At 72.4% G+C, this 24,435-nt stretch carries 24 protein-coding genes and 1 pseudogene; 14 read left to right on the top strand and 11 right to left on the bottom strand.

Annotated elements, in window-relative coordinates; genetic code table 11:
- From ACFYUV_RS18905 to ACFYUV_RS18895, 3 genes are read left to right on the top strand one after another with little or no spacing between them, the layout of a single operon-like run.
- Positions 1–564, top strand: a complete 564-nt coding sequence (locus tag ACFYUV_RS18905; protein ID WP_387669913.1) for a hypothetical protein — start codon at positions 1–3, stop codon at positions 562–564.
- Entirely contained in the window at positions 561–1,253 is a 693-nt protein-coding gene (locus ACFYUV_RS18900; protein WP_352330355.1) for a response regulator transcription factor, read from the top strand. Before ACFYUV_RS18905 ends, ACFYUV_RS18900 begins: the two co-directional genes overlap by 4 nt.
- Positions 1,250–2,728, top strand: a complete 1,479-nt coding sequence (locus ACFYUV_RS18895; protein WP_387669912.1) for a sensor histidine kinase — start codon at positions 1,250–1,252, stop codon at positions 2,726–2,728. Before ACFYUV_RS18900 ends, ACFYUV_RS18895 begins: the two co-directional genes overlap by 4 nt.
- Here ACFYUV_RS18895 and ACFYUV_RS18890 read toward each other — a convergent pair.
- Complete coding sequence (locus ACFYUV_RS18890; RefSeq protein WP_387669910.1) at positions 2,713–4,092, bottom strand: FG-GAP and VCBS repeat-containing protein; 1,380 nt, start codon at positions 4,090–4,092, stop codon at positions 2,713–2,715. The genes ACFYUV_RS18895 and ACFYUV_RS18890 overlap by 16 nt on opposite strands.
- A gap of 136 nt (positions 4,093–4,228) precedes the next feature.
- Between ACFYUV_RS18890 and ACFYUV_RS18885 the strand changes: the two genes are divergently transcribed.
- Complete coding sequence (locus ACFYUV_RS18885) at positions 4,229–5,458, top strand: cytochrome P450 (RefSeq protein ID WP_387669909.1); 1,230 nt, start codon at positions 4,229–4,231, stop codon at positions 5,456–5,458.
- Here the strand turns inward: ACFYUV_RS18885 and ACFYUV_RS18880 are convergent.
- The 9 genes and pseudogenes from ACFYUV_RS18880 to ACFYUV_RS18840 form a co-directional block, all read right to left on the bottom strand.
- Positions 5,448–6,854 (bottom strand): MFS transporter, encoded by a 1,407-nt coding sequence (locus tag ACFYUV_RS18880; RefSeq protein WP_387669908.1) that lies wholly within the window; start codon positions 6,852–6,854, stop codon positions 5,448–5,450. The two genes, ACFYUV_RS18885 and ACFYUV_RS18880, sit on opposite strands and share 11 nt — an antisense overlap.
- A gap of 57 nt (positions 6,855–6,911) precedes the next feature.
- Positions 6,912–7,511, bottom strand: coding sequence for a TetR/AcrR family transcriptional regulator (locus tag ACFYUV_RS18875; RefSeq protein WP_352330623.1), 600 nt, complete (start codon positions 7,509–7,511; stop codon positions 6,912–6,914).
- A gap of 111 nt (positions 7,512–7,622) precedes the next feature.
- On the bottom strand, positions 7,623–8,564 hold the full coding sequence (locus ACFYUV_RS18870; RefSeq protein WP_387669907.1) for an urease accessory protein UreD: 942 nt from the start codon (positions 8,562–8,564) through the stop codon (positions 7,623–7,625).
- Complete coding sequence (gene ureG, locus ACFYUV_RS18865) at positions 8,546–9,229, bottom strand: urease accessory protein UreG (protein WP_387669906.1); 684 nt, start codon at positions 9,227–9,229, stop codon at positions 8,546–8,548. The genes ACFYUV_RS18870 and ureG overlap by 19 nt, the downstream gene beginning before the upstream one ends.
- A 16-nt stretch (positions 9,230–9,245) precedes the next feature.
- The gene (locus tag ACFYUV_RS18860) at positions 9,246–9,917 is read right to left on the bottom strand and encodes an urease accessory protein UreF (RefSeq protein ID WP_387669905.1); all 672 of its coding nucleotides are present in this window, start codon (positions 9,915–9,917) and stop codon (positions 9,246–9,248) included.
- Positions 9,914–11,638, bottom strand: coding sequence for an urease subunit alpha (gene ureC, locus ACFYUV_RS18855; protein ID WP_387669904.1), 1,725 nt, complete (start codon positions 11,636–11,638; stop codon positions 9,914–9,916). The genes ACFYUV_RS18860 and ureC overlap by 4 nt, the downstream gene beginning before the upstream one ends.
- A 238-nt stretch (positions 11,639–11,876) precedes the next feature.
- Positions 11,877–12,182 (bottom strand): annotated as a pseudogene (locus tag ACFYUV_RS18850) (urease subunit beta); the annotation flags it as partial.
- A gap of 31 nt (positions 12,183–12,213) precedes the next feature.
- Positions 12,214–12,519, bottom strand: coding sequence for an urease subunit gamma (locus ACFYUV_RS18845; protein WP_387669903.1), 306 nt, complete (start codon positions 12,517–12,519; stop codon positions 12,214–12,216).
- A gap of 9 nt (positions 12,520–12,528) precedes the next feature.
- Entirely contained in the window at positions 12,529–13,461 is a 933-nt protein-coding gene (locus ACFYUV_RS18840; protein ID WP_387669901.1) for an urea transporter, read from the bottom strand.
- Between the two features lie 225 nt (positions 13,462–13,686).
- On the opposite strand from ACFYUV_RS18840, the gene ACFYUV_RS18835 reads away from it, so the two are divergent.
- The 4 genes from ACFYUV_RS18835 to ACFYUV_RS18820 are packed head-to-tail and all read left to right on the top strand — an operon-like array spanning position 13,687 to position 17,702.
- Positions 13,687–14,904 (top strand): ammonium transporter, encoded by a 1,218-nt coding sequence (locus tag ACFYUV_RS18835; RefSeq protein ID WP_387669900.1) that lies wholly within the window; start codon positions 13,687–13,689, stop codon positions 14,902–14,904.
- A complete protein-coding gene (crcB, locus tag ACFYUV_RS18830; RefSeq protein ID WP_352330239.1) occupies positions 14,904–15,296 on the top strand; it encodes a fluoride efflux transporter CrcB in 393 nt (130 codons plus the stop codon). Before ACFYUV_RS18835 ends, crcB (ACFYUV_RS18830) begins: the two co-directional genes overlap by 1 nt.
- Positions 15,293–15,670 carry a fluoride efflux transporter CrcB gene (gene crcB, locus ACFYUV_RS18825; protein ID WP_387669898.1) on the top strand — a complete coding sequence of 126 codons (378 nt, stop codon included), beginning with the start codon at positions 15,293–15,295 and terminating at the stop codon, positions 15,668–15,670. Before crcB (ACFYUV_RS18830) ends, crcB (ACFYUV_RS18825) begins: the two co-directional genes overlap by 4 nt.
- Positions 15,671–15,692: 22 nt before the next feature.
- On the top strand, positions 15,693–17,702 hold the full coding sequence (locus ACFYUV_RS18820) for an APC family permease (protein ID WP_387669896.1): 2,010 nt from the start codon (positions 15,693–15,695) through the stop codon (positions 17,700–17,702).
- Here ACFYUV_RS18820 and ACFYUV_RS18815 read toward each other — a convergent pair.
- Positions 17,686–18,336 (bottom strand): biliverdin-producing heme oxygenase, encoded by a 651-nt coding sequence (locus ACFYUV_RS18815; RefSeq protein WP_352354231.1) that lies wholly within the window; start codon positions 18,334–18,336, stop codon positions 17,686–17,688. The genes ACFYUV_RS18820 and ACFYUV_RS18815 overlap by 17 nt on opposite strands.
- Positions 18,337–18,591: 255 nt before the next feature.
- Between ACFYUV_RS18815 and ACFYUV_RS18810 the strand changes: the two genes are divergently transcribed.
- The 6 genes from ACFYUV_RS18810 to ACFYUV_RS18785 are packed head-to-tail and all read left to right on the top strand — an operon-like array spanning position 18,592 to position 24,425.
- Positions 18,592–19,428 (top strand): STAS domain-containing protein, encoded by an 837-nt coding sequence (locus ACFYUV_RS18810; protein ID WP_387669895.1) that lies wholly within the window; start codon positions 18,592–18,594, stop codon positions 19,426–19,428.
- Positions 19,428–19,793 carry an STAS domain-containing protein gene (locus ACFYUV_RS18805; RefSeq protein WP_221762408.1) on the top strand — a complete coding sequence of 122 codons (366 nt, stop codon included), beginning with the start codon at positions 19,428–19,430 and terminating at the stop codon, positions 19,791–19,793. Before ACFYUV_RS18810 ends, ACFYUV_RS18805 begins: the two co-directional genes overlap by 1 nt.
- 8 nt (positions 19,794–19,801) lie before the next feature.
- The gene (locus tag ACFYUV_RS18800; RefSeq protein WP_352354272.1) at positions 19,802–20,185 is read left to right on the top strand and encodes an anti-sigma regulatory factor; all 384 of its coding nucleotides are present in this window, start codon (positions 19,802–19,804) and stop codon (positions 20,183–20,185) included.
- Positions 20,173–21,174, top strand: coding sequence for an ATP-binding protein (locus ACFYUV_RS18795; protein WP_387669894.1), 1,002 nt, complete (start codon positions 20,173–20,175; stop codon positions 21,172–21,174). Before ACFYUV_RS18800 ends, ACFYUV_RS18795 begins: the two co-directional genes overlap by 13 nt.
- On the top strand, positions 21,161–22,843 hold the full coding sequence (locus ACFYUV_RS18790) for a hybrid sensor histidine kinase/response regulator (RefSeq protein ID WP_387669892.1): 1,683 nt from the start codon (positions 21,161–21,163) through the stop codon (positions 22,841–22,843). Before ACFYUV_RS18795 ends, ACFYUV_RS18790 begins: the two co-directional genes overlap by 14 nt.
- The gene (locus tag ACFYUV_RS18785; RefSeq protein WP_387669891.1) at positions 22,836–24,425 is read left to right on the top strand and encodes a SpoIIE family protein phosphatase; all 1,590 of its coding nucleotides are present in this window, start codon (positions 22,836–22,838) and stop codon (positions 24,423–24,425) included. Before ACFYUV_RS18790 ends, ACFYUV_RS18785 begins: the two co-directional genes overlap by 8 nt.
- The last annotated feature ends 10 nt before the right edge of the window (positions 24,426–24,435 follow it).

The raw sequence follows: 24,435 nt of genomic DNA, 5'->3' as shown, positions 1-24,435 counted from the left end.
ATGAGTAAGGAGAAAGACATGGACCGGCTCGACTCCTCGCCCTTCCCCGACGACCTGGGGGAGGAGCTCGCCGTCCGGCCGCGCGGCGGCGTCTCGAAGCTGACGCTCGGGCTGGCCGCCGGGGTGGTGCTGGTGGCCGGCGTGCTCATCGGGATCCAGGCGGGCAAGCTGTTCGGCACGTCCGAGGCCGCGCCGGCCGCCGCGCAGCTCCGGCGTACGGACGGCCAGTCCCCCGGCGGCTACGGCCAGCGCGGCTCCGGCGCCCAGAACGGCACCCAGAACGGCGGGTTCGGGCAGCGCATGGGCGGCGGCACGGTCGGCACCGTCGAGAAGGTCGACGGCGACAAGATCTACGTCAGAACCATGGACGGCGCCACGGTGACGGTCACCACCAGCGACCAGACCACGGTCCAGATCTCCAGGCCCGGCAAGGTCGCCGACCTGGCCGCCGGCACCACCGTCGTGGTGCGCGGTCAGCAGTCCGGCGACGGCTCGGTCACCGCGACCGCCATCACCCAGGGCACCCAGGGAGCCCAGGGCACGCCGGGAGGGGGCCCGCGATGAACCAGCCCGAGGCCAGGCTGCTGGTGGTCGACGACGAGCCCAACATCAGGGAGCTGTTCTCGGCCGGCCTGCGCATGGCCGGGTTCGAGGTGCTGACCGCCGCCGACGGGCGGGAGGCGCTGCGGGTGGCCGAGGAGAGCACGCCCGACCTGGTGATGCTCGACGTGATGCTGCCCGACATCGACGGCCTGGCGGTCGCGGGAAGGCTGCGGTCCCGCGGCCGCCGGGTCCCGGTGCTGTTCGTGACCGCCAAGGACACGCCGGAGGACCGGATCACCGGTCTCGGTCTCGGCGAGGACTACGTGACCAAGCCGTTCAGCCTGGAGGAGGTCATCGCGCGGATCCGGGCGGTGCTGCGCAGGACCCGCAGGGGCGCGCCGCCGCCCCACCGGCTGAGCGTCGCCGACCTGGAGCTGGACGAGGAGAGCCACGAGGTGTGGCGCGACGGCGTACCGGTGCGGCTGTCGCCGACGGAGTTCCGGCTGCTGCGCTACTTCATGCTGAACGTCGGCCGGGTGCTGTCCAAGACGCAGATCCTCGACCACGTCTGGAACGGCGACTGGCGCACCGACGTGGGCCTGGTCGAGTCGTACGTGTCGTACCTGCGGCGCAAGATCGACACCGGCGACCGGAAGTACCTGCACACGCTGCGCGGGGTCGGCTACATCCTGCGCCCGCCGCGCCTATGAGGAAGCACCTCGCCCGCGCACCGCTCTGGCTGCGCCTGGTCTCGGCCACGCTGCTGCTGGTCACCCTCGCCATCACGGTGACCGGCCTGTTCGCCGTGCGGCTGCTGCGCGGATACCTGGTCGAGCGGGTGGACCGGCAACTGGTGGCGGCCGCCGCGCCGCGCGACCTGCCGCCGCCGCCCGAGGCGTGGCCGGCCGGGCGGCAGCCGCAGCGCTTCTTCGGGCTGTTCCACTCGGTGCTGGTGGACGCGGGCGGCGCCACCGTACGGGTGCTGAGCGAGTCCACCGAGGAGCACACACCCAAGCTGCCCCGGCTGAGCGGCGCGGACGTCGCCGCGCGCGGCGGGCGGCCGTTCACCGTCGAGTCGCGCGCGTCCGGCGGGCCGGACTGGCGGGTGGTCGCCGTCCCGGCCCGCGACGGCGACAGCCGGGTGATCGCCATCAGCCTCGGCGACGTCGAGGGCACGGTGGCCAGGCTCGCCCTCATCGTGGCCTTCGCCGGCGGCGGCACGCTGGCCGTGCTGGGCGTCGCCTGCTACTGGCTGGTACGGCGGAGCCTGCGCCCGCTGCGCGAGATCGGCCGCACCGCCAGGGACATCGCGGGCGGCGACCTGTCGCGCCGGGTACCGATGTGGGCGAGCACCACCGAGGTCGGCAAGCTGGGCCGCTCGCTCAACGGCATGCTCGCCCAGATCGAGTCGGCGGTGCGCGAGCGGGAGGCGGCGGCCGAGTCGGCGCGCGAGTCGGCGACGGCGGCGCGGCGTTCGGAGGAGGTCATGCGCCGGTTCATGGCCGACGCCTCGCACGAGCTGCGCACGCCGCTCACCTCGATCAGGGGGTTCGCCGAGCTGTTCCGGCTGGGGGAGGAGAAGGACCTGGCCGAGGCCGTGCGGCTGCTGAGCCGGATCGAGGGGCAGGCCGCGCGCATGGGCCTGCTGGTGGAGGACATGCTGCTGCTGGCCAGGCTGGACCAGCGGCGGGAGCTGGCACGACGGCCGGTGGACCTGCTCAGCCTGGCCGCGACCGCCGTGATCGACGCCCAGACGCTCGCCCCCGACCGGCGGATCGAGCTGGTCCGCCTGGACGGCGGCGAGGGCGAGGTGCTGGTGACCGGCGACGAGTCGCGGCTCGGCCAGGTGGTCGGGAACCTGGTGAGCAACGCGCTGCAGCACACGCCCCCCGGGACGCCGTTCGAGGTGCGCGTCGGCGTGGACGGCGAGCGGGCCGTGGTGGAGGTGGCCGACGAGGGGCCGGGGTTCCCGCCGGAGGTGGCCGAGCGGGTGTTCGAGCGGTTCTACCGGGCCGATCCGGCGCGCGGGGTGGGCGGGGCCGGGCTCGGCCTGTCGATCGCGGCGACGCTGGTCGAGGCGCACGGCGGCGTCGTCATGGCCGAGGGGGAGCCGGGCAAGGGCGCCCTGTTCCGCGTGCTGCTGCCATCCGCTGAGAGCCCAGGGGGTGTTCAGCCGAAGGTGTAGCCGTACAGGCCGGCGCCCTGGGAGACCTGGCGGAGGCGGCCCAGGCGCAGGCCCGTCTCGCGGACGCCGGGGGCGTACATGACCAGGCCCTGGTCGGGGGCGGCGACCAGCAGCCCGTCCAGGGGGCGGCCGGCGGTCAGCGCGCGGTAGCGGCCGCCCCCGCCGGGCAGCGCGGCCAGCGCGGCGCCGAAGTCGCGTCCCCTGCCCTTGATCAGCAGGTTCCCCTTCCGGGTCAGGCCGCCCGACGCGCGTCCCTGGAGCACCTGGACGGCGTGCTCGCCGGGCACGCCGATGGCCAGCTCGTCCCTGCCGTCGCCGGTGAAGTCCCCGGCGGCCAGCGCCGCGCCGAACCGGTCGTAGTAGCGCGGCTCGCCCTTCAGCGAGCGTTGCGACCACGCCTCGCTGCCGTGGGTGCGCAGGCCGGCGCGCGAGCCGTACAGGACGTCCACGGTGCCGTCGCCGTAGTCCATGGCCCGCTGGTTCTCGCTGAGGCCCTCGCCGGGGACGCCGATCGCCAGGTCGTCGCGGCCGTCGCCGTTGAAGTCGCCGGTGGCCAGGGCCGCGCCGAAGGCGTCCCACTTCTCCGACGCGCCGGCGATCCCCGGCGAGCTCTGCGTGAGCAGCCGGGCCCGGCGGGCGCGCGGGTCGAGCACGGTCACCGATCCCTGGCCGTCCAGGCGCACGCTGTCGGCGGGCGCGCCGACGGCCAGCTCGTCGCGGCCGTCGCCGTCGAAGTCGCCGGCCGCCAGCGCCGCGCCCCATTGGTCGGTGACGTTCGCCGACTGACGCACCCACGACGTCTTCTGGGTGATCTGGTACGCCTTGCGGCCCTTCATCCCGTAGACGGTGACCGCGCCGCCCGAGGCGTGGCTCGGGGAGCCCACGGCCAGCTCGTCGCGGCCGTCCCCGTCGAAGTCACCGGCCGCCAGCGCCGCGCCGAACCGGTCGCTGCCCCGCCGGGCCGGGGCCAGCTCCTCGCCGGCGACCAGCCCGGCGGGGGAGCCGTCGAAGATCTGCACGACGCCGTTGCCGTCCGCGCCGGGCACCCGCTTCCCGGCGAACTCCTCCGACACCCCGACCGCCAAATCGGCGCAGCGGTCGCCGTCGAAGTCGCCGACGGCCAGCGCCGAGCCGAAGGCGTCCCCGGGTTCCGCGCCGGGCTGGGTGAGCTTGACGGTCCGCCCCGAGCCGTACATGACGGTCACCGAACCGGCCCTGGAGTCGTCGTAGGGAGCGGCGACGGCGATGTCGGCGCGGCCGTCGCCGTCGAAGTCGAGAGGGTGCCCGCCGCACCCGGGTGCGGCGGCGGGTGCGGCACCGGACACGAGGGGAGCGACCAGGCAGACGGCGAGCAACGCGTTCATACCGACAGTCATCTCCGTCCAGGCCGAACCCGGACTTAACACCACGAGAACGGCCCAGGAGGGCACGATGCACATCCGCTTCGGAAGGGACTTTCGGCCCGTCCGCCGGGGCGTGGGAGCGTGCCAGGATAGACGGGTGGACATCGACCTCGCTGATCTGGACTTCTGGCGCAAACCGCTCAAAGAGCGGAATGAGGCATTCGCCCGGCTCCGGCAACTGGAGCACCCGGTGTTCTTCCCGGAGAAGAAGGTGCCCTTCCTCCGCTCCGGCAAGGGCTTCTACGCCCTCGTCCGGCACGCGGACGTGGTCGAGGCCAGCCGCAACGCCAAGGTTTTCTCCAGCGAGCCCGCCGTGACCAACCCCGAGCCGCCGGGCTGGGTCAAGCAGGTGTTCGGCGAGTCCATGGTCAACATGGACGACCCCCGCCACGCCCGCCTGCGCCGCATCGTGACGCGCTCGTTCAGCCCCCGGATGCTGGCGGGGCTCCAGGGCGACATCGAGGCCGCCTGCGCCCGCATCGTCGACGACGTCGTCAGGGAGGGCCCGCGCGACTTCGTCACGCAGGTGGCCGCCAAGCTTCCCATCCACGTCATCTGCGACATGCTCGACATCCCGCAGGAGCTGCGCGCCAAGGTCCACCAGCACGTCGACATCTCCACCGCCTACACCGGCGTGCGTCCCAGCCTGGCCCGCAGCGTCCAGATGGCCGGCCAGAACATGCTGGCCCTGCTGGCCCTGCAGCGCATGGTCATCAAGCTCGGCCACGAGCGCGTCGCCGAGCCCAAGGGCGACCTGGTCTCGCTCCTGGTCAACGCCAACCCCGACGGCGAGAAGCTGACCGACAAGGAGCTGGGCTCGTTCTTCTCGCTGCTGCTGGTGGCGGGCAACGAGACCGCCCGCAACACCATGGCCCACGGCATCCGGCTGCTCACCGAGAACCCGGCCCAGCGCGAGCTGCTGACCTCCGACTTCGACGCCCACATCAACGGCGCGATCGAGGAGATGGTCCGCTACGTCTCGCCCATCATGCAGTTCCGCCGCACGGTCACCGAGGACTACACGCTGCGCGGGCTGGAGCTGAAGCAGGGCGACAAGGTCGTGCTGTTCTACGGCTCGGCCAACCGCGACGAGTCGGTCTTCCCCGACCCCGACACCTTCGACATCACCCGCGACACCAAGCCCCACGTCGGGTTCGGCGGGCCCGGCCCGCACTTCTGCCTCGGCGCCAACCTGGCCAGGCAGGAGATGCGCACGATGTTCCGGGAGCTGCTGACCCGGCTGCCCGGCGTGCGCTCGGTCGGCGAGCCCGAGCTGCTGCTGTCCAACTTCGACAACAGCGTGCGCAGTCAGGCGTTCACGTACTAGCCGGCTCCGGCTCCCCGGCCAGCACGTTCGTCCTGATGGTGAAGAACGTGACGGCCGCGGCGACCGCCATCATGGCGGCGCTGATCAGCATGGCCGCCCGGAACCCGGCGTCGAACACCGGCGGGTTCTCGAACGCGTCGCCCACCAGGCCGACCAGCGGCGGCACGGCGGCCACCGCCAGCAGGCTCCCGGTGCGGGCCACGGCGTTGTTGACGCCGCTGGCCGTGCCGGCGTAACGCTCGTCGGCCGTGGCCAGCACCGTCGCGGTCAGCGGCGCGACGGCCGCCGACAGGCCGAGCCCGAAGACGGTCACCGCGGGCAGCACCAGCAGCGGGTAGGAGGCGTGCGGGCCGATCATGCTCATCAGCACGAACCCGGCCCCTGCCAGCAGGATCCCGATCGTCATCGGCCAGCGCGGCCCGAGCCGCCGGGCCGTCTCCCCGGCCCGCGACGACAGCAGCATCATCAGGATCGTGGTCGGCAACATCGACAGCCCGGCCGCGATCGGCGAGAACCCGGAGACCACCTGGAGCTGGATCACCAGCAGGAAGAACACCACGCCCATGGCGGCGTACATGATGAGCGTGACGACGTTGACCGCCGTGAAGACGTGGTTCCTGAAGATGGCGACCGGCACCAGCGCCTGCGGCGACCTGCGCCGCTCGGTCACCACGAACGCCGCCCCGAGCAGCGCCCCCACGATCAGCGGCACCGGAGCGCCCTTCTCGATCAGCCCGTACGTGATCCCGGCCAGCGCCAGCGCGGCCAGCAGCGAGCCCAGGACGTCGAACCGCCCGGCCGCCTGCTCGTCGCGGCTCTCCGGCACGTGCCGCAGCGTCACCAGCACCACGATCAGCGCGAACGGCAGGTTGATCAGGAACGCCCACCGCCAGCCCGCCGTCTGCACCAGCCAGCCGCCCAGCAGCGGCCCGATCGCGCTGGCCACGCCGCCCAGCCCGGACCAGACGCCGACCGCCCGCGGCCGGTCCTGCCTGACGAACGACGCCTGGATGATGGCCAGCGACCCCGGCGTGAGCAGCGCGCCGCCGACGCCCTGCAACGCGCGCGCCCCGATCAGGAACTCGATGTTCGGTGACAGGCCGCACAGCGCCGAGGCCACGGCGAACCACACCGTGCCGATGAGGAAGATCTTGCGCCGCCCGTAGCGGTCGCCGAGCGACCCGCCCAGCAGGATCAGGCCCGCCAGGGTGAGGGTGTAGGCGTTGACGGTCCACTGCAGGCCGTCCATGGCCGCGTGCAGCTCCTTGCCGAGGAACGGCAGCGCGACGTTGACCACGGTGCTGTCGAGCAGGGCCAGCCCGGAGCCGAGCACGGTCGCGCCGAGAATCCACCGCCCGCGCGCCGACTTCACCTGGATGTGACCGTTCTGTCCCATCCGGCAATCTTGTCACCGTGCCCGGCGGCCTCCGGCGGCCACCCCGGCGTTCGGCCCCTACGGGCGGGCGCCGAGAGCCCGGAGCACGAAGCCGGACACGGCCTGCTCGGCCGTCTCGACCGTGACCTCGCCGCTGATCAGCGGCACCCGCTCGGCCCCGATGACGGCCAGCACCATCCGCGCCGTCGCGCCCACCTCGGGCACCTGGAAGTCGCCCGCCCGCACGCCGTCGTCGAGGATCTCCACCAGCACCCGCTGCATGGGTGCGACGTGCTCGGCGAGCTGCTGGTAGGCGTCGGGCCCGAGCGCCGCGCCGAGGTCGGCCGCGCCCGGGTGGGGGTGGGCGAGCAGCCCCGCGAGCTGCAGCCGGACGAAGGCCCGCAACCGGTCGGCGGGCGAGGCGTGCTCGGGCAGTTCCCGCTCGTAGCTCTCGATGAAGTAGCTGGTGACGCGCTCGGTGAAGGCCAGCAGCAGCGCGGCCTTGTCGGGGAAGTAGTTGTACAGGACCGTGCGGGTGATGCCGGCCTCGTGGGCCACGTCCGTCAGGGAGATGGCGTCGATGCCCTGGGCCCTGGACAGCCGCGAGACGGCCTGCAGGATGCGGTCGCGCGTCTGGGCGCGATGCTCGCCGATCGTGGCGGCCGAGATGCGGGGCATAGGCCCATGGTAGGCCGGTTCGTCGCCGGCGCACCCCTGACCGCTCCCGGGAGCCCCGCGCCGGCGCGCCCGTGACTGCTCCCGGGAGCCCCGCGCCGGTGCGCGCCGGGGTCAGGGTTTGCGCCGGTCCGGGGCCGGGTGGCCGGTGACGGCGCGCCGGGCGAGGTCCCACAGGCGTTCCAGGGCGGCGAGGACGGGCGGCGACTCCGGCCCGAGCAGCCTGGCCCAGGCGCCCGCCCCGTTCGGCAGCGTGCTGGCCCCGCCGGGCAGCCCGCTGCCCGCCGCCACCTCGTGCAGCGCGCCGGCCAGCTCGGCCGCGGGCACGGCGGAGGTGATCACGTACAGGGTGGACAGCACGCCGTGCTCACCGAACATCGCCGGCCCGGTGACCGGGGCGCGCTCGGGCACGAGCCTGAGCGGGTCGGCGAACAGCAGCCCGCCGCCGGCGTCGCGGACGTCCAGGTCGTTGCAGTACGCGGTGTAGGCGTGCCGCTCGCCGCGGGCCAGCCGCCCGGCCAGCACGGTCTCCCCGAGGATCACCGTGGCCCCGGGCCCGGCGCTCACCAGGGTGCGCTGGTAGAACCGGGACCCGGCGAAGGGGATCACCGGGTCCGGCAGGTACTCCAGGTAGCCGTCCGGCCCGGCGGTGAGCGAGACGAGCTGGGTGGCGTAGTCCTGCTCCATCCGGTAGAGCTTGGTGGCCGCCTGCGTGGTGACGTGCACGGACGCGCCCGCGCCGCAGGTGACGTCGAGCCGGTGGCGGTCGCCCTGGAGCACGCCGCCGCCGGTGGACATCACCATCACGTACGGCAGGTCGGGCCGGGCCGGGTCGTAGTAGTGCGGCCGCATGATCTGCAGCGGCGCCTTCTGGAAGTGGCCGGTCAGCTCGGTGCGCCCGCCCCGCCGCTCGAACGCCAGCTCCAGCACGCCGACCTTGCCGGGGCTGCCGACCGGCAGGGTGTCGGGCACGCCGGCGTGCCGGGCCACGTCCGCCGGGACCGAGTCGATCGTGTAGTGGCCGGCGGCCAGCCGGTCTACCGGGCCGGCGAGCACGCCGGCGCCCCGCTGAGGACGAAGTCGGCCACCTCGGTCACACCGGTGCCGCGCAGGGCGTCGGTGAGCACGACCGGCCGCCCGTCGCGGACCCGGTCGGCGTCGCGCGCCATGACCTCCAGGTCGGCCCGCACGTACGGCGCGATGTCGATCTTGTTGATGACCAGCAGGTCCGAGTCGGTGATGCCGGGGCCCCGCTTGCGCGGCATCTTGTCCCCCTCGCCGGTGTCCAGCACGAAGACGTAGACGTCGGCCAGGACGGGGCTGAAGGTGAGGGTCAGGTTGTCGCCGCCGCTCTCGAACAGCAGCGTGTCGATGTCGGGGAAGCGCTCCAGCAGCTCGGCCCCGGCGGCCAGGTTCATCGTCGGGTCGTCGCGCACGGCGGTGTGCGGGCAGGAGCCGGTCTCGACGCCCACGACCCGCTCGGGGTCCAGCACGCCGTCCAGGGTGCGCCGGACGTGCTGGGCGTCCTCCTGGGTGTAGATGTCGTTGGTGACGACGGCCACGCTGCGTCCCCGGTCGAGCAGCACGGGCACCAGCGCCTCGATGAGGGCGGTCTTGCCGGAGCCGACCGGGCCGCCGACGCCGATCTTGAAGACGTGGTCCATGGCGGTGCCCGCGGGCACGTTCACGGCGGGGTGCGGGTGCGGGTGGTGGTGATGCATCGGGACGCTTCCCTTCTCAGGTGGTGAACAGCCGGGCCTCGGCCCGTTCGTGGGCGGCGCTCATCATGTCCGCGAGCGGCGTGGCGGCGTGCAGGTCCAGCGGGCCGCGGGCGGCCAGGGCGTGCCCGGCGGCCCGCCCGATCGCGCCGGCCGCGCCGTACAGGGTGGCCTGGGCCTGGCGGAAGTCCAGCAGGCGCAGCCGTACGGCGGCGCTGACCCAGCTCGCGGCGAACGCGTACAGGTCGCCGGTCACCGCGTCGGCCTCCCGGACGCCCAGCCCGGCGTAGGCCGTGCCCAGCACGACGGCGTGGTTGCCCGGCGTGACCCTGGCCTCCACCAGCTCCGACAGGCGGGCCAGCGCCGGCGTCGCGAAGACCAGGGCGGCCGTGCGCAGGACCTGGTTGCCGGTCCTGGTGGCGGCGGCCCGGATCTCCCGGCCGAGCTTGACGGCGTGCAGCCGCCGGTCCACCTCGGTCACCGCGTCCCAGTCGCCGGCCGTCACCGCCCGGTGGGTCAGGACCAGGGCGGTGGCGTCGCCCGGCCCCGCCGCGTGCAGCAGCAGGTCCTCCAGCAGCGCGGCGACGTCCACCCGGCCGGCCTGCGCGTACGCCTCCAGCCCGTGCGAGAGCGTGTAGAGGCCGCCCGGGAAGGCCGAGTCGGTGAGCTGGAGCTGGGCGAGCAGGCTCATGCCAGGAAGAACAGGTGGTTCAGCGGCAGCTCGCGGGCCGGCGCGATGGTCGCGTGCTCGCCGTCCACCGTGACCTTGTACGTCTCGGGGTCCACGGTGATCCTCGGCAGCGCGTTGTTGCGGATCATGTGCCGCTTGTCCACCGTCCTGGTGTGGCGCACCCTGGCGATCAGCCGTTGCAGGCCGAGCCGCTCCGGCACCCCGGCGGCGATGGCGGCGTCCGGCAGGAACGTCACGTTGCTCTTGCGCTGCGCCATCCCCATCGCGCCGAACATCGGCCGGTAGTAGACCGGCTGCGGCGTGGGCAGCGACGCGTTCGGGTCGCCCATCTGCGACCAGTTGATCAGGCCGCCCTTGACCACCAGCGCCGGCTTGGCCGCGAACGAGGTGAACGGCCACAGCACGACGTCGGCCAGCTTGCCGTCCTCCAGCGAGCCGACGTGCTCGGCGATGCCGGTCGTCCGGGCCGGGTTGATGGTCAGCTTGGCCAGGTAGCGCAGCACCCGCGCGTTGTCGTTGCGCTCGGAGTCCTCCGGCAGCCGGCCGCGCTGGTCCTTGCAGTGGTGGGCGGTCTGGAAGGCGCGGGTGAAGGTCTCCCCGATCCGGCCCATCGCCTGGGAGTCGGAGGAGAACATGCTGATCACGCCCATGTCCTGCAGCACGGTCTCGGCCGCGATGGTCTCCACCCGCACCCGGCTGTCGGCGAAGGAGACGTCCTCGGGGATGTCGTGGTTGAGGTGGTGGCAGACCATCACCATGTCCAGCAGCTCGTCGGCCGAGTTGATGGTGTACGGCAGCGTCGGGTTCGTCGAGGACGGCAGCGCGTTCGGCTCGCCGGCGATGCGGATCATGTCCGGCGCGTGACCGCCGCCCGCGCCCTCGGTGTGGAAGGTGTGGATCGCCCGGCCGTCGATGGCGCTGATCGTGTCCTCCAGGTAGCCGGCCTCGTTGAGGCTGTCGGCGTGCAGCGCCACCTGGACGTCGTACTCGTCGGCGATGCGCAGCGCGCAGTCCACCACCGCCGGCGTGGAGCCCCAGTCCTCGTGCACCTTCAGCGCGCACGCCCCGGCCTCGATCTGCTCGGCCAGCGCGGCCGGCAGGCTGGCGTTGCCCTTGGCCATGATGCCGATGTTCACCGGCAGCGCCTCGACGGCCTGCAACATGCGGCCGATGTTCCACGGGCCGGGCGTGCAGGTGGTGCCGCGGGTGCCGTCGGTGGGGCCGGTGCCGCCGCCGATCAGCGTCGTGACGCCGTTGGTGAGCGCGGCCTCGGCCTGCTGCGGCGCGATCAGGTGCACGTGCGGGTCGATCGCCCCCGGCGTGGCGATCATGTTCTCGCCCGCCAGCACCTCCGTCCCGGCGCCGATCACCAGCCGGCGGTCCACGCCGTTCTGGGTGTGCGGGTTGCCCGCCTTGCCGATCCCGACGATCCGCCCGTCCTTGATGCCGATGTCGCCCTTGACGACGCCGAGCACCGGGTCCAGCACGACCGCGTTGGTGATCACCAGGTCGAGCGCGATCGTGGCGTTCTGGGAGCCGGGGTCGGCCGCCATGCCGTCGCGGGCGGTCTTGCCGCCGCCGTAGACGGCCTCGTCGCCGTAGAAGCCGGCCGTGTGGTCCTTCTCGATCTCGATCACCAGGTTGGTGTCGGCCAGCCGGACCCGGTCGCCCACGGTCGGGCCGAACATGGCGACGTACTGCCTGCGGTTCATGGTGCTCATCGGCTCAGGCCTTCTTCTTCCTGGCGGCCGGCTTCTTGGCGGCCGGTTCCTTGGCGGCCGGTTCCTTGGGAGCGGCCTTCTTGGCGGCGGGTTCCTTGGGGGTGGCCTTCCTGGCGGGCGCCTTGCGCGCCGGAGGCTCCTCGCCCGGCGCGCGGACCGTGGCCCCCGGTTCCGGCTGGTCGGCGTACCCGAGCTCGGCCAGGCGGCGCAGGGCGCGGGTGCGGCTGTCCCTGGCCCGCAGGCCGCCGTCCACCAGGCCGGCGAAGCCGACGACGCGCATGCCGCCGGCGAACTCGACCAGGGTGACCTGGTGGGTGTCGCCCGGCTCGATGCGTACGGCGGTGCCGGCCGGGATGTCGAGATGCATGCCGTACGCCTTCTCGCGGTCGAAGCTGAGCGCCCGGTTCGCCTCGAAGAAGTGGAAGTGCGAGCCGACCTGGATGGCCCGGTCGCCGGTGTTGCGCACGGTCAGGGTGACCGTGGCGCGACCGGCGTTGATCTCGATCGGCTCGTCCCCGTACATGATCCGGTCCGTGTCCGTCATGGCGAACCGCTCCTTTCTGGTCGCGGCGGTGTCAGCCGCCGATGGGGTCGTGGCAGGAAACGAGCTTGGAGCCGTCCTTGAACGACGCCTCGACCTGCATCAGCTTGAGCATTTCGCGCACCCCGGGCATGACGTCTTCGGCGCCGAGCACCTGCTTGCCGAGCTCCATGCACTCGGCCACGGTCCTGCCGTCCCGGGCGGCCTCCAGGACCGCGACGCTGATCAGCGCCACCGCCTCGCTGTAGTTCAGCTTCACGCCGCGCTCGCGGCGCTTGGCGGCCAGGTCGGCGACGACGTAGATCAGCAGCTTGTCGATCTCGCGCGGTGCGAGGTTCATGAGCTCTCCTTAGGTGGAAGCGCGCCGGACGCCGGAGAACGCCGGGACCGCCGCCAGGAAGATCCAGGTGACCAGGACGAACGGCCAGGTCAGGGTGTGCCCGCCGACCGGCGCGAACAGGTGGCCGACGAACGCCGTCAGCACGGTCGCCGACACCACGCCGGCCAGGGCGTACAGCAGGCCGAGGACGGTCGGCACGACGAACGCGCAGCACAGCGCGATGCCGGTGAGCACCGCGTTGTAGCCGTACAGGCCGGCGCCGATGTCGGCCGCGGGCGCGCCGAGCAGCACGGCCACCAGGATCCCGACGGCGCTGGCGGCCAGCGCGGCCCCCGCCACCCGCCACCCGGCGAACGCCAGGCCGATCAGGAAGATCAGGCCGACGTACCACTTGCCCTGGAAGAACACCTGGCCGACGCCGTTCAGCAGCCCCTGCCACAGGTCGGCGAACGTCACCGCGGTCCCCGGGGACGTCGCCGACGGCGGCGCCGCCAGGACGTGCCGGCGCCAGACCCGCTCGTAGGCCGGGCCGCCGACCACCATGATCGTGGCCACCGCGCAGAACGGCGCCGTGAGCCCCGGCAGGTCGTGCGGCCCGAGCAGCGTCTTGAGCGCCGACGTCAGGACGCTGCCCATGATCGCACCGACGACGACCAGCAGCAGCGTGATCCACCGGGCCTGGAAGTACAGCACCAGCGCGACGCCGATCAGCGTGCCGTTGAACCCTTCGAGCCCCGCGGCCACGCTCTCCCTGGCCGCGCCGAGGAACCAGGCGGTGAGCGTGCCCACGGCGGCGCCGACCAGGCCGAACAGCGCGAAGCGCCATCCGGCGGCGAGCAGCGCGACGACGAAGCAGATCGCGGTCCCCAGGTTGTTCTGCAGGTCCACCTGGCTGACGCCGCGGAGCGTGGCGAGCGGCAGGTCGGGCATCTCGGCGCGCATGTCCGCCTGCCTCTCTCGCCGGAACCGGGGTTGACGAGCGGCAACATTCCCCCGCGGGCGGCGCGCCACGCGGCGGCGGCGGCTGGATGGACATTCTTTGCGAAAGCCGTCGAGGACTAAGAGCGCCTCAACAATGCACATGCCCGGCAAAGGCCCTTCGCCAGGGAGTTTTGCCTCCAGTTCTCCCGAACATCTCTGTCTGGGGACAGGAAGGGAGGTCGGGCGATGCCGCCAGGGCTCAACACCGGCGATTCGGCCTGGGTGCTCGTGAGCGCCGCCATGGTGCTGCTCATGACGCCCGGACTGGCCTTCTTCTACGGCGGCATGGTCCGCGCCCAGAACGTGCTGAGCATGCTCTTCATGAGCTTCGTCTCGATCGCCCTGGTCACGATCCTGTGGTTCGGCTACGGCTACGGGCTGGTCTTCGGCCCCGACGTGGGCGGCGCCGGCGTGATCGGCTTCGGCGACCTGCGCTTCGCCGACATCACGCCCACCATGCTGCACGGCCGCGTCCCCACCTACGCCTTCGCGCTGTTCCAGCTCACCTTCGCCATCATCACGGTGGCCCTGATCAGCGGCTCGGTCGCCGGCCGGACCCGGCTCGGGCCGTGGATCGTGTTCTCCGTCGTGTGGGTGACGCTGGTGTACTTCCCGATCGCCCACTGGGTGTTCGACCGGCAGGGCTGGATCAGCCGGTGGGGCGTGCTCGACTTCGCCGGCGGCCTGGTGGTCGAGCTGAACTCCGGCATGGCCGGCCTGGCCCTGGCCCTCGCGCTCGGCCCCGGCGTGCGCTTCCGCAGGAAGGAGCCGCCCCGGCCGAGCAACATCCCGTTCGTCATGCTCGGGCTGGGCCTGCTGTGGTTCGGCTGGTTCGGCTTCAACGCCGGCTCGGCCATGGCCGACGGCGGCATTGCGGTCAACGCCTTCCTGACCACCATGATCGCCGGGGCCGCCGGGATGCTGACCTGGCTCGTCCTGGAATGGCTGCGCTACCGGCACTTCACCCGGCTCGGCTCGGCCACCGGCGCGCTGGCCGGGCTGGTGGCCATCACGCCCGCCTGCGCCTTCGTCAACGCCGAGGGCGCCCTGGTCGTCGGCATCGTGGCCGCCGTCGTGGTGTCGTACGCGGTCACCTGGAAGCTCGTCCTCGGCTACGACGACACCCTCGACGTCGTCGGCGTGCACGGCGCGGGCGGCATCGTCGGCACGGCCCTCATCGGCCTGCTCGCGACCGGCGTCAGCGCCACCAGGACCAAGGGCCTGCTGTACGGCGGCTCGATCGAGGTGCTGCTCAAGCAGCTCGCCGCGATCGTCGTCGTCGGCCTCTACTCCTTCGTCGTCACCTACCTCATCGGCCGGGTCGTGGACCGGCTCTGCCGGATGCGCGAGACCGAGGCCGAACAGCTCGCCGGCACCGACGCGCAGCTCGGGACGGAGGACTGATGGCCGCCACCCGCCATCCGGCCCGCGCGCTCGTCCTGATCGGGGTGGGCGGCGGCGTCGGCGCGGTCGCCCGCCACCTGCTCACCCAGACCCTGATGGGCGCCGACCACCCGCTGCCCTGGCCCACGCTGGTGGTCAACGTCCTCGGCTGCCTGCTGATGGGCCTGCTCACCGGCGAGCTGACCCGCCACCCGCTGCACCGCATGCCGGTCAAGGCGCTGCTCGGCACCGGCTTCCTGGGCGGCTTCACCACCTTCTCGCACCTGGTGGACGGCGTCCGCGAGCTCACCGTCGGCGGCGCGGCCGGCTGGGCGGTGCTCTACCTGGTGCTCAGCGTCGTCCTGGGCCTCCTGGCCGTCTGGGCGGGCCTGCGGCTGGGCGGCCGTCGATGATCCTCACGCTGGTCGTCTTCGTCGGCGGCCTGATCGGCGCGCCGGCCCGCTACCTCGTGGACGCAGGCGTCACCAAGGCGGCCGGCAAGGCGATGCCGTGGGGCACGCTGGCCGTCAACGTCATCGGCTCGGCCGTGCTCGGCGTCCTGATGGGCATCGCCTCCCACGGCGCCCTGCCGCCGGCCGTGTTGTCGCTGGTCGGCACCGGGTTCTGCGGCGCGCTCACCACGTTCAGCACCTTCAGCGCCGACACCTGGAAGTTGCTGGCCGCCGGGTCCACCGGCCGGGCGCTGGCCAACATCGCCTTGAACCTGGTGCTCGGCCTGGCCGTCGTCAGCCTCGGCTACCTGCTCGGCAGGGCGATCGCCGGCTGACCGGAAGGAGGCGGGAACGCCCATGACCACCGCCTCCCCGTGGGAGCGGGCCAAGCGGGCCCTGGTCGGCCGGCCGCTGCGGACCCAGCACCTGGAACGGCAGCTCCTGCCCAAGCGGCTGGCGCTGCCGGTCTTCTGCAGCGACCCGATCTCGTCGGTGGCGTACGCGACCGAGCAGATCATCATGGCCCTCACCCTGGGCGGTCTCGCCCTGCTGCACGTGACCGGCTGGATCGCCCTGGCCATCGCGGCCATGCTGGTGATCATCATCGTGTCCTACCGGCAGACCTGCTACGCCTACCCGGGCGGCGGCGGCGCGTACGTCGTCAGCCGGGAGAACCTGGGCGTCAACGCCAGCCTGGTCGCCGCCAGCGCGCTGCTGGTCGACTACGTGCTGACCGTCGCCGTCTCCGTCGCCGCCGGGGTGGACGCCATCACCTCCTACGCGCCCGGCCTGGACCGCTGGTCGGCGCCGCTGAGCGTGGCCTGCGTCGCGCTGCTCACCCTGGTCAACCTGCGCGGCACCCGCGAGTCCGGCCGCGGGTTCGCGGTGCCCACCTACGCCTTCATCGCCGCGGTCTACCTGATGTTCCTGGTCGCCGCCTGGCGGCTGCTGACCGGCGAACGTCCCCGGGCGGTCAGCGCCGGCTTCACCATCGAGCCGCTCTACCAGCCCGTCGGCTTCGTCGCCGTCTTCCTGGTGCTGCGCGCGTTCGCCTCCGGCTGCACGGCGCTGACCGGGGTGGAGGCGGTCAGCAACGGCGTGCCCGCCTTCCGCCGGCCCAAGAGCAGGAACGCGGCGAACACCCTGGCGATCATGGGCGTGCTGTCGGTCACCATGTTCTCCGGCATCACCGTGCTGGCCCTGCTCACCCACGTCCGGATGACCGACCCCGACCACCCCGGCCGGCTCGCCGGGATGCCCGCCGGGTACGTCGAGCCCACCGCCCTGGCCCAGATCGGCGACGCCGTACTCGGCCGCGGCGTCCTGTACGCCTTCCTCCAGGCCAGCACCGCGGCGATCCTGATCATGGCGGCCAACACCGCCTACAACGGCTTCCCCATGCTGGCCTCGATCCTGTCCGCCGACTCCTACCTGTCCAGCCAGCTGCACAAGCGCGGCGACCGGCTGGTCTTCAGCAACGGCATCCTGCTGCTCGCGACGGCCGCGGCCGTGCTGCTCGTCGTCTTCGACGCCAACAGCTCCCGGCTCATCCAGCTCTACATCATCGGCGTGTTCATCTCCTTCACGCTGAGCCAGGCCGGCATGGTGCGGCACTGGCAGCGGACCGGCCCGCGCTCGCCCGGCGTGCGGCGGCGCCAGGCCGTCAACGCGACCGGCGCGACGGTGACCGCCGCCGTCCTGGTGATCGTGCTGGTCACCAAGTTCGCGAACGGCGCCTGGCTGGTCTGCCTGGCCATTCCGGGCCTGTTCGCGCTCATGAAGGGCATCAGGCGGCACTACGACCAGGTACGGGCGGCCACCACCCCGGACACGCCCGTCGAGCTGCCGGGCGGCGCCCACGCCATGGTGCTGGTCTCCCGGCTGGGCAGCCCCGCGCTCCAGGCGGTCGCCTACGCCGCGGCCACCCGCCCGGCCGGGCTGGAGGCCGTGCACGTGTGCACCGACGAGGAGGCGACCCGCGAGCTGCGCGAGGGCTGGGAGCACTACGCGCCCTCCTCCGTGCCGCTGAGGATGATCGAGGCGCCCTACCGGACCGCCGTGGGCCCGATCCTGCGGCACGTACGCGACTGGCTGGCCCTGCACCCCGGCCAGATCGTGACCGTCTACATCGTCGACTACGTCACCGGCCGCTGGTGGGAGCCGGCCCTGCACAACCGGCTGACCGCCCGGCTGCGGGACCGGCTGCTGCTGCTCCCCGGGGTCATGGTCACCCTGGTGCCCTACCGGCTGGCCTCGGGCGAGGGACGCGCCGAGCGCCCGCCGCGGCTGCCCACGCGCCTGGCCGTCCTGGCCCAGGCGCCGGACGGCGGCGACGACCCGGCGCAGGCGGCTACGCCGCGGCCCTGACGACGTGCATGAGCTCGGCCAGGACCTCGGTGTTGAGCTGGTAGGCCAGCCGCACCTCGCCGATGATCCGCTGCCGTTCGCGCTCGTCGAGCTCCGCGCCGAGGGCGTCGAGCCGGGCCCGGTACTCGGTCTTGAACCGCGGCAGGCTGCCGACCTCGTCGAAGATGTAGAAGTCGACGCCGCCGCCGGCCCGGTAGCCGAAGATCTTCTGCAGTTCCATGCGGATGAACTGGCCGCCCGACAGGTCGCCGAGGTACCGGGTGTAGTGGTGGGCGACGTAGCCGCCGGGCCAGTCGGTCATCTGGTGGATGCGGGCCTGGAGGGTGCGGGTGGCCTTGGAGGGGGCCACGCGCTCGCGCCAGGCGGGGCCGTAGATGGTGGCCAGGTCGCGTTCCAGGGCGGGCTCGCGGTACAGCTCGGGGAAGACGAAGCGGCCGGCGACCGGGTGGGCGGCCAGCTCCTTGGAGACGCCGTCGAGGGCGAGGTAGGCGAAGTAGTGCTGGGCGACCATCTCGCCGTACTCGTGCTCGGTCAACCGGCCGCTCATCAGCTCGGCGAGGTAGCCCTCGGACTCGGCCGACTCGTGGTCGCCCCAGGTGGCGGCCCTCAAGGTCTCGGAGAACGACGTCGTCACAGCACTTCCCCAACTCGCGCGAATGTTTCTGACACAGTGTCACAACCCTCGGAGGCTCCGTCAAGGTGATGGCGACAGCATGTCAGCAAAACTCGCCTCCGCCGTTCATCTACCCAGGAAGGCGGCGCTCAAGGGGGCGGGCCTGGCGGGGCCGCCCGTCGCGCACAGTGGCGGGCGTCAAACGGTCCGCTACCTGGAAAAATCGCTCTAACATACGGTGACACCGTCACTCGCTAGCCAACCCAGGAGTGATCCTTGACCGTCCAAGCCGACGTCGCCAGGCGACGCATCGAAGAGCTGCTCCGTGAGCACGAGGAGCAGATCCTCACCCGTTGGGTGCAGCTCGCCAAGGCCCCGTCGGACGAGCTTCTCGACATCTACCGCGCCCTGCGGTCCTCGCTCGATCAGGGCAAGGGAGACCTCGCCGACGTCCGCGGGCTGCTCGCGGAGCTCTCCCGCACCCGCGCCCGTGCGGGCCACCAGCCCGCCGACACCGCCCGCGCGGTCTTCGGGCTCAAGGAGGCCCTGTACGAAATCGTCGAGGCCGACGGCGAGCCCGAGGCCCTGCGCGGCTTCATCTGGTTCTCCCGGCTCATCGACGACCTCGGCCTGCTCACCTTCGAGACCTTCGCCGACGCCCGCGAGAAGATCATCCTGGACCAGGCCGAGCAACTGCTCGAACTGTCCACCCCGGTGGTCAAGCTCTGGGAGGGCATCGTCGCCGTGCCGCTGATCGGCACCCTCGACTCCGCCAGGACCCAGGTCGTGATGGAGAAGCTGCTGCAGACCCTGGTCGACACCGGCGCCGAGCACGCTGTGATCGACATCACCGGCGTGCCCGCCGTGGACACCCAGGTGGCCCAGCACCTCCTCAAGACCGTGGTGGCCGCCAGGCTGATGGGCGCAGAATGCGTCATCTCCGGCATCCGCCCGCAGATCGCGCACACCATCGTCACGCTCGGCATCGAGTTCGGCGACATCGTCACCAAGGCGTCGCTGGCCGACGCCCTCGCCCACGCCTTCAAGCGCAGCGGCGTGCAGGTGACGCAGTCCAAGCACGCCCGCATCGCCGTCCGGGCGGAGGGCGCCTGATGGACCGGGTGCCCGTACTCAAGCTCGGCGACATCCTGATCGTCTCCATCCAGATCGACCTGGAGGACCAGAGCGTGCTGGCCCTCCAGGAGGACCTGGCCGAGCGGGTCGTCGCCACCGGGGCCAGAGGCGTGATCATCGACATCACCGCGGTCGAGATCGTCGACTCCTTCATCGGCCGCATGCTGGCCACCATCGCCACCATGTGCCGCATGCTGGACGCCCAGACCGTGGTCGTCGGCATGCGTCCCGCGGTGGCGATCACCCTGGTCGAGCTCGGCCTGTCGCTGGGCGGCGTGCGCACGGCGCTGAACCTGGAGAAGGGAGTGGCGCTGCTCGACCACGTCAGGGGCGCCGCCACGTGACCGAGACGATGACGATCGCGGGCAGCGCGGACGTCGTGATGGTCCGGCAGATCGTGCGGACCCTCGCGATCGAGGCAGGGCTCTCCCTCGTGGACCAGACCAAGATCGTCACGGCGGCCAGCGAGCTGGCCCGCAACGCGCTCGTCTACGCCGGCGGCGGCGACGTGCGCATCGACCTCGTCGAGAACGGCCGGAAACGGGGCCTGAAGCTGGTCTTCAGCGACGACGGCCCCGGCATCCCCGACCTGGACAAGGCGCTCACCGACGGTTTCACCACCGGCGGCGGCATGGGCCTCGGCCTCGGCGGCTCCCGCCGGCTGGTCGACGAGTTCGACCTGATCTCCGCCCCAGGGAAGGGCACGACCGTGACGGTGACCAAGTGGGCGAGGTGAACCCGGCCTGGGTGCGCGCCGAGGACCCGAGTGCCGTCGGCGCCGTCCGGCGGCGGGCGGTCGAGCTGGCCGAGGCGGCCGGCTTCGACACCACCCGCACCGGGCAGACGGCCGTGGCCGTCAGCGAGGCCGTCTCCAACCTGGTCAAGCACGCCGTGGAGGGCGTCGTCCTGGTGCGGCCGCACCCCGAGGCCCCGGCCGGCGTGGAGCTCGTCGCGGTGGACAAGGGCCCCGGCATGGCCGACGTGGCCCGCGCCCTGCGCGACGGCTACTCCACCTCCGGGACCCTCGGCATCGGCATGGGGGCCATCGCCCGCATCGCCACCGGATACGACGTTCACTCGGTGCCCGGCATGGGCACTGTGCTCGTCATGCATTTCACCGCCGAGGGCACGCCCGGCCCTCCGCTGCGCGCCAGCGGCCTGACCCGGCCGATCGGCGACGAGGTGAGCTGCGGTGACGGCTACGCCATCGCCGAGAACGGCGAGAGCACCACGGTGCTGCTGTGCGACGGCCTCGGCCACGGCCACATCGCCGCCATCGCCGCGCAGACCGCCATCGAGCTGTTCGCGCAGGTCCAGGACCAGGAGCCGCTGTCGATCCTGGAACACCTGCACCGCGGACTGAGCGGGACCCGCGGCGGCGCCGTCGCGGTCGCCCGGGTCGGCCGGGACACCGTCACCTACGCAGGGCTGGGCAACGTCTCCGGCTGGGTCGCCGACGCCGGCGGCCGGCAGGGCATGATCTCGCTGCCCGGCATCGCCGGCCACCAGGGACGCACGCTCCGCCAGTACGAGTACAAGATCCCCCCGTACGCCACCGTCGTGATGCACTCCGACGGCCTGACCGACCGATGGGACCCCGGGAACGTGCCGGGGCTGTTCGCGCGCACCCCCGCGGTCATCGCCGCGGGCCTGCTGCGCGAGGCGGGCAGCAGGCGTGACGACGCCTGCGTGGTGACGGTGAGGCCCGGCAATGGCGGCGACTGAGCTCATCAGGGTCAGGCTCGACACCGACCAGGACGTCTTCGTCCTGCGCCGCCTCGGCCGGGCCGCGGCCGAGCTGGTCGGGCTGGAGTCCCAGGACCAGATCCGGGTCGCCACCGCCCTCAGCGAGGTCGGCAGGGAGGCCTTCGGCAAGGGCGCCGCCGCCGTGATCGCCCTCGGCCCCGACGTGCTCGCGATCACCATCCGCCACACCAGGCCGTCCGCTTTGGACCGCTCCGAAGGCGTGACGCTGGCCGGCCGGCTCGTCGACGACATCGCCCTCGGCGACGGCCACGTCACGATCACCAAGCGGCTGCGGCCGCGGGCGACCGCCCTCCCGCTGGAGGCCGTCCGCGCCGACCTCGCCAGGCTGGCGCCGATCAGCGCGCTGGAGGAGCTGCGCGAGCAGAACAGGGAGCTGGCCGAGACCCTGGAGGACGTGCTGCGGCTCAACTCCGAGCTGCAGGAGACCAACACCGGCGTGCTGGCCATGTACAACCAGCTCTCGGCCGAGCTGGAGGAGACCAACAGGGGAGTCGTCGCCCTGTACGCCGAGCTGGACGAGAAGTCCGCCCAGCTCCGCGAGACCATCGAGGCGCGCAACCGGTTCTGGGCCACCGTCAGCCACGAGCTGCGCACCCCGCTGAACTCCGTCATCGGCCTGGTCCGGCTGCTGACCGGCCAGGGCGGCGAGCCGCTGACCGAGGAGCAGGCCCACCAGATCGGGCTGATCGGCGACTCGGCGCAGACGCTGCTCGAACTCGTCAGCGAGCTGCTCGACATGGCCAAGGCCGAGTCCGGCCGCCTGGACCCGCAGCCCACGCTGGTCAACCTGGCGCGGATGGCCGGGCAGTTGCACGTCACGATGCGGCCGACCAGCGAGCGCGCCGGCGTGACGCTGAGCCACGAGATCACGCCGGAGGCCACCGAGCTGTACGCCGACGAGAGCATGCTGCTCAGAATTCTGCGCAATTTGCTCTCGAACGCGCTCAAATTCACTCAAAGCGGGCAGGTAGTGCTGGCCGCGCATGCCGACGAAGCCAAGGGCGAGATCGTCATCACGGTCGCGGACACCGGCATCGGCATCTCGGAGGAACACTTGACGCGCGTGTTCGAGGACTTCTACCAGGTTCCCGGCTCGCTCCAGGTCAGGGCCAGGGGCACCGGCCTCGGCCTGCCGTACGCGCGCAGGCTCGCCGAGGCCCTGGGCGGCACGCTGGATCTCACCAGCACGCCGGGCGAGGGCACCACCGCCACCCTGCGGCTGCCGCACCAGAGCGGCACGCCCGAGGTGCAGCGGGTGCTGATCGCCGACGACGACGAGGTCTTCCGCGCCAGCGCCCGCCGCATGCTCTACGGCTTCACCGTGCACGTGGACGAGGCCGCCGACGGCGCCGCCGCGCTGGAGGTCATGGCCGCCTCCCCGCCCGACGTGATCCTGGTCGACCTGCTCATGCCCCGTGTGGACGGCCACGTGCTGCTGCACCAGATGGCCGAGGACGAGCGGCTGAGCGACATCCCGGTCGTCATCGTGACCATCGCCCCGCAACACGCTCCCGGCAACCGGCCGGTACTGTCCAAGCACGGGCTGCGCAGGGAACAACTCCTGCAGGCCATCCGCAGCGCCCGCCAGGGCGAGAACAGCGGTGCTGGAGAGGACCAGGATGTCTGAGTCCGCACGCGTGCTGGTGGTGGACGACACCCCCACCAAGCGCTACATCCTGTCGAGCTGGCTACGACGGTCGGGGCACCAGGTGCTGGAGGCCAGAGGCGGCGAGGAGGCCCTCGGCCTGCTCGCCGCCAACCAGGTCGACCTGGTCGTCCTCGACGTCCGGCTGCCCGACATCAACGGCTACGAGGTCTGCGAGCTGATCAAGGCCAACCCGGCCACCGCCTCCATCCCCGTCATCCAGGTGTCGGCCAACGCGATCACCCCCGCCGACCGCACCGAGGGGCTGGAACGCGGCGCCGACGCCTACCTGAGCGAGCCCATCGAGCCCACCGAGTTCGCCGCGACCGTCGAGGCCATGCTGCGCTACTACCGGGCACGCTGGCGGGCCGAGCTGATGGCCGAGCGCCTGGCCAAGCTCGCCGAGGTGACGTTGCGGATGAACGAGGCCGAGACGTTCGACGAGCTGCTGACCGTGGCCGTCGAGGGCACCGCCGAGGTGCTCGGCCGCTACAGCGGCACGCTCGCCATGCTGCCCGACGGGCGGGTCCGGCGCTTCCGCGCCCGCCCCGGCGAGCCGGCCAGTGTCCAGCCCGCCGCCCCCGACGTGCTGGACCGCCTGTCCGAGCGGACGCTGAAGGACGCCACCAGGGCCCGGGTGTTCACCCTGGCCACCAGCGAATGGGAGAGCCTGCTGCCCGACGTGCGCGCCGAGGACTCCACCACCGGCGTGCTCTGCCGCACCAAGAACTCCCCGTCGCCGGTCTACCTGGGCGTCGAGGCCGTCTCGCCGCTCGACGCCGACGAGGTGAACCTGCTGCGCCAGCTCGGCCAGGAGCTGGCCCTGGCGCTGGGCGCGCTGCGCGCCTACACCGAGGAGCACGACATCGCGCTGACCCTGCAGCGCAGCCTGCTGCCCAGCCGCATCCCCGAGGTGCCGGGCCTGCAGGTCGCGCTGCGCTACCAGCCCGCCGTGGACAACGTCGAGGTCGGCGGCGACTTCTACGAGGTGCTGCAGGTCGACGGACGCGTGCTGATCGCCGTCGGCGACGTGGAGGGCCACTCCCTGCACGCCGCGACCGTCATGGCCGAGGTGCGCCACGCCCTGCGCGCCTCGCTCATCGCCCAGGTCGACCTGAGCGCCTCCCTCGACCTGCTCAACCAGATGATGCGGCGCTACCACCGGGGCCTGACCGCCACCGTGTGCCTGATGCTCATCGACCCGGCCACCGGCGAGCTCGAGCTGGCCAACGCCGGGCACATGCCGCCGCTGTTCGCCGGGCCCGGCAGCTCGTACCACACGCTGGGCAACCTGCTGCTCGGCGCGGTGCCCGAGCGGTACCAGGTGGACCGGCTCAAGCTGCCGCCCGGCGGCACGATGATGCTGTTCACCGACGGCCTGCTGGAGGACCGGCACATCCTGCTCGACGACAGCATGGAGAAGGCCAGGCAACTCGCCGAGACCGTCGAGGACGACCTGGAGGAGTTCGCCGAGCGCATGCTGGCGGCGTTCGGGGCGCGCGAGGACGACGTGGCGCTCGTCGTCGTCCGCCGCACCCTCGACGCGGACTCCGCCGGCGCCTGAACCGCCGTGC

Origin of the sequence: Nonomuraea sp. NPDC003560 (genome assembly GCF_042878785.1) — a bacterium.
Classification (GTDB): domain Bacteria; phylum Actinomycetota; class Actinomycetes; order Streptosporangiales; family Streptosporangiaceae; genus Nonomuraea.
Note: the sequence above shows the minus strand (reverse complement) of the source record. Positions and strands in the feature narration are given on the sequence as shown.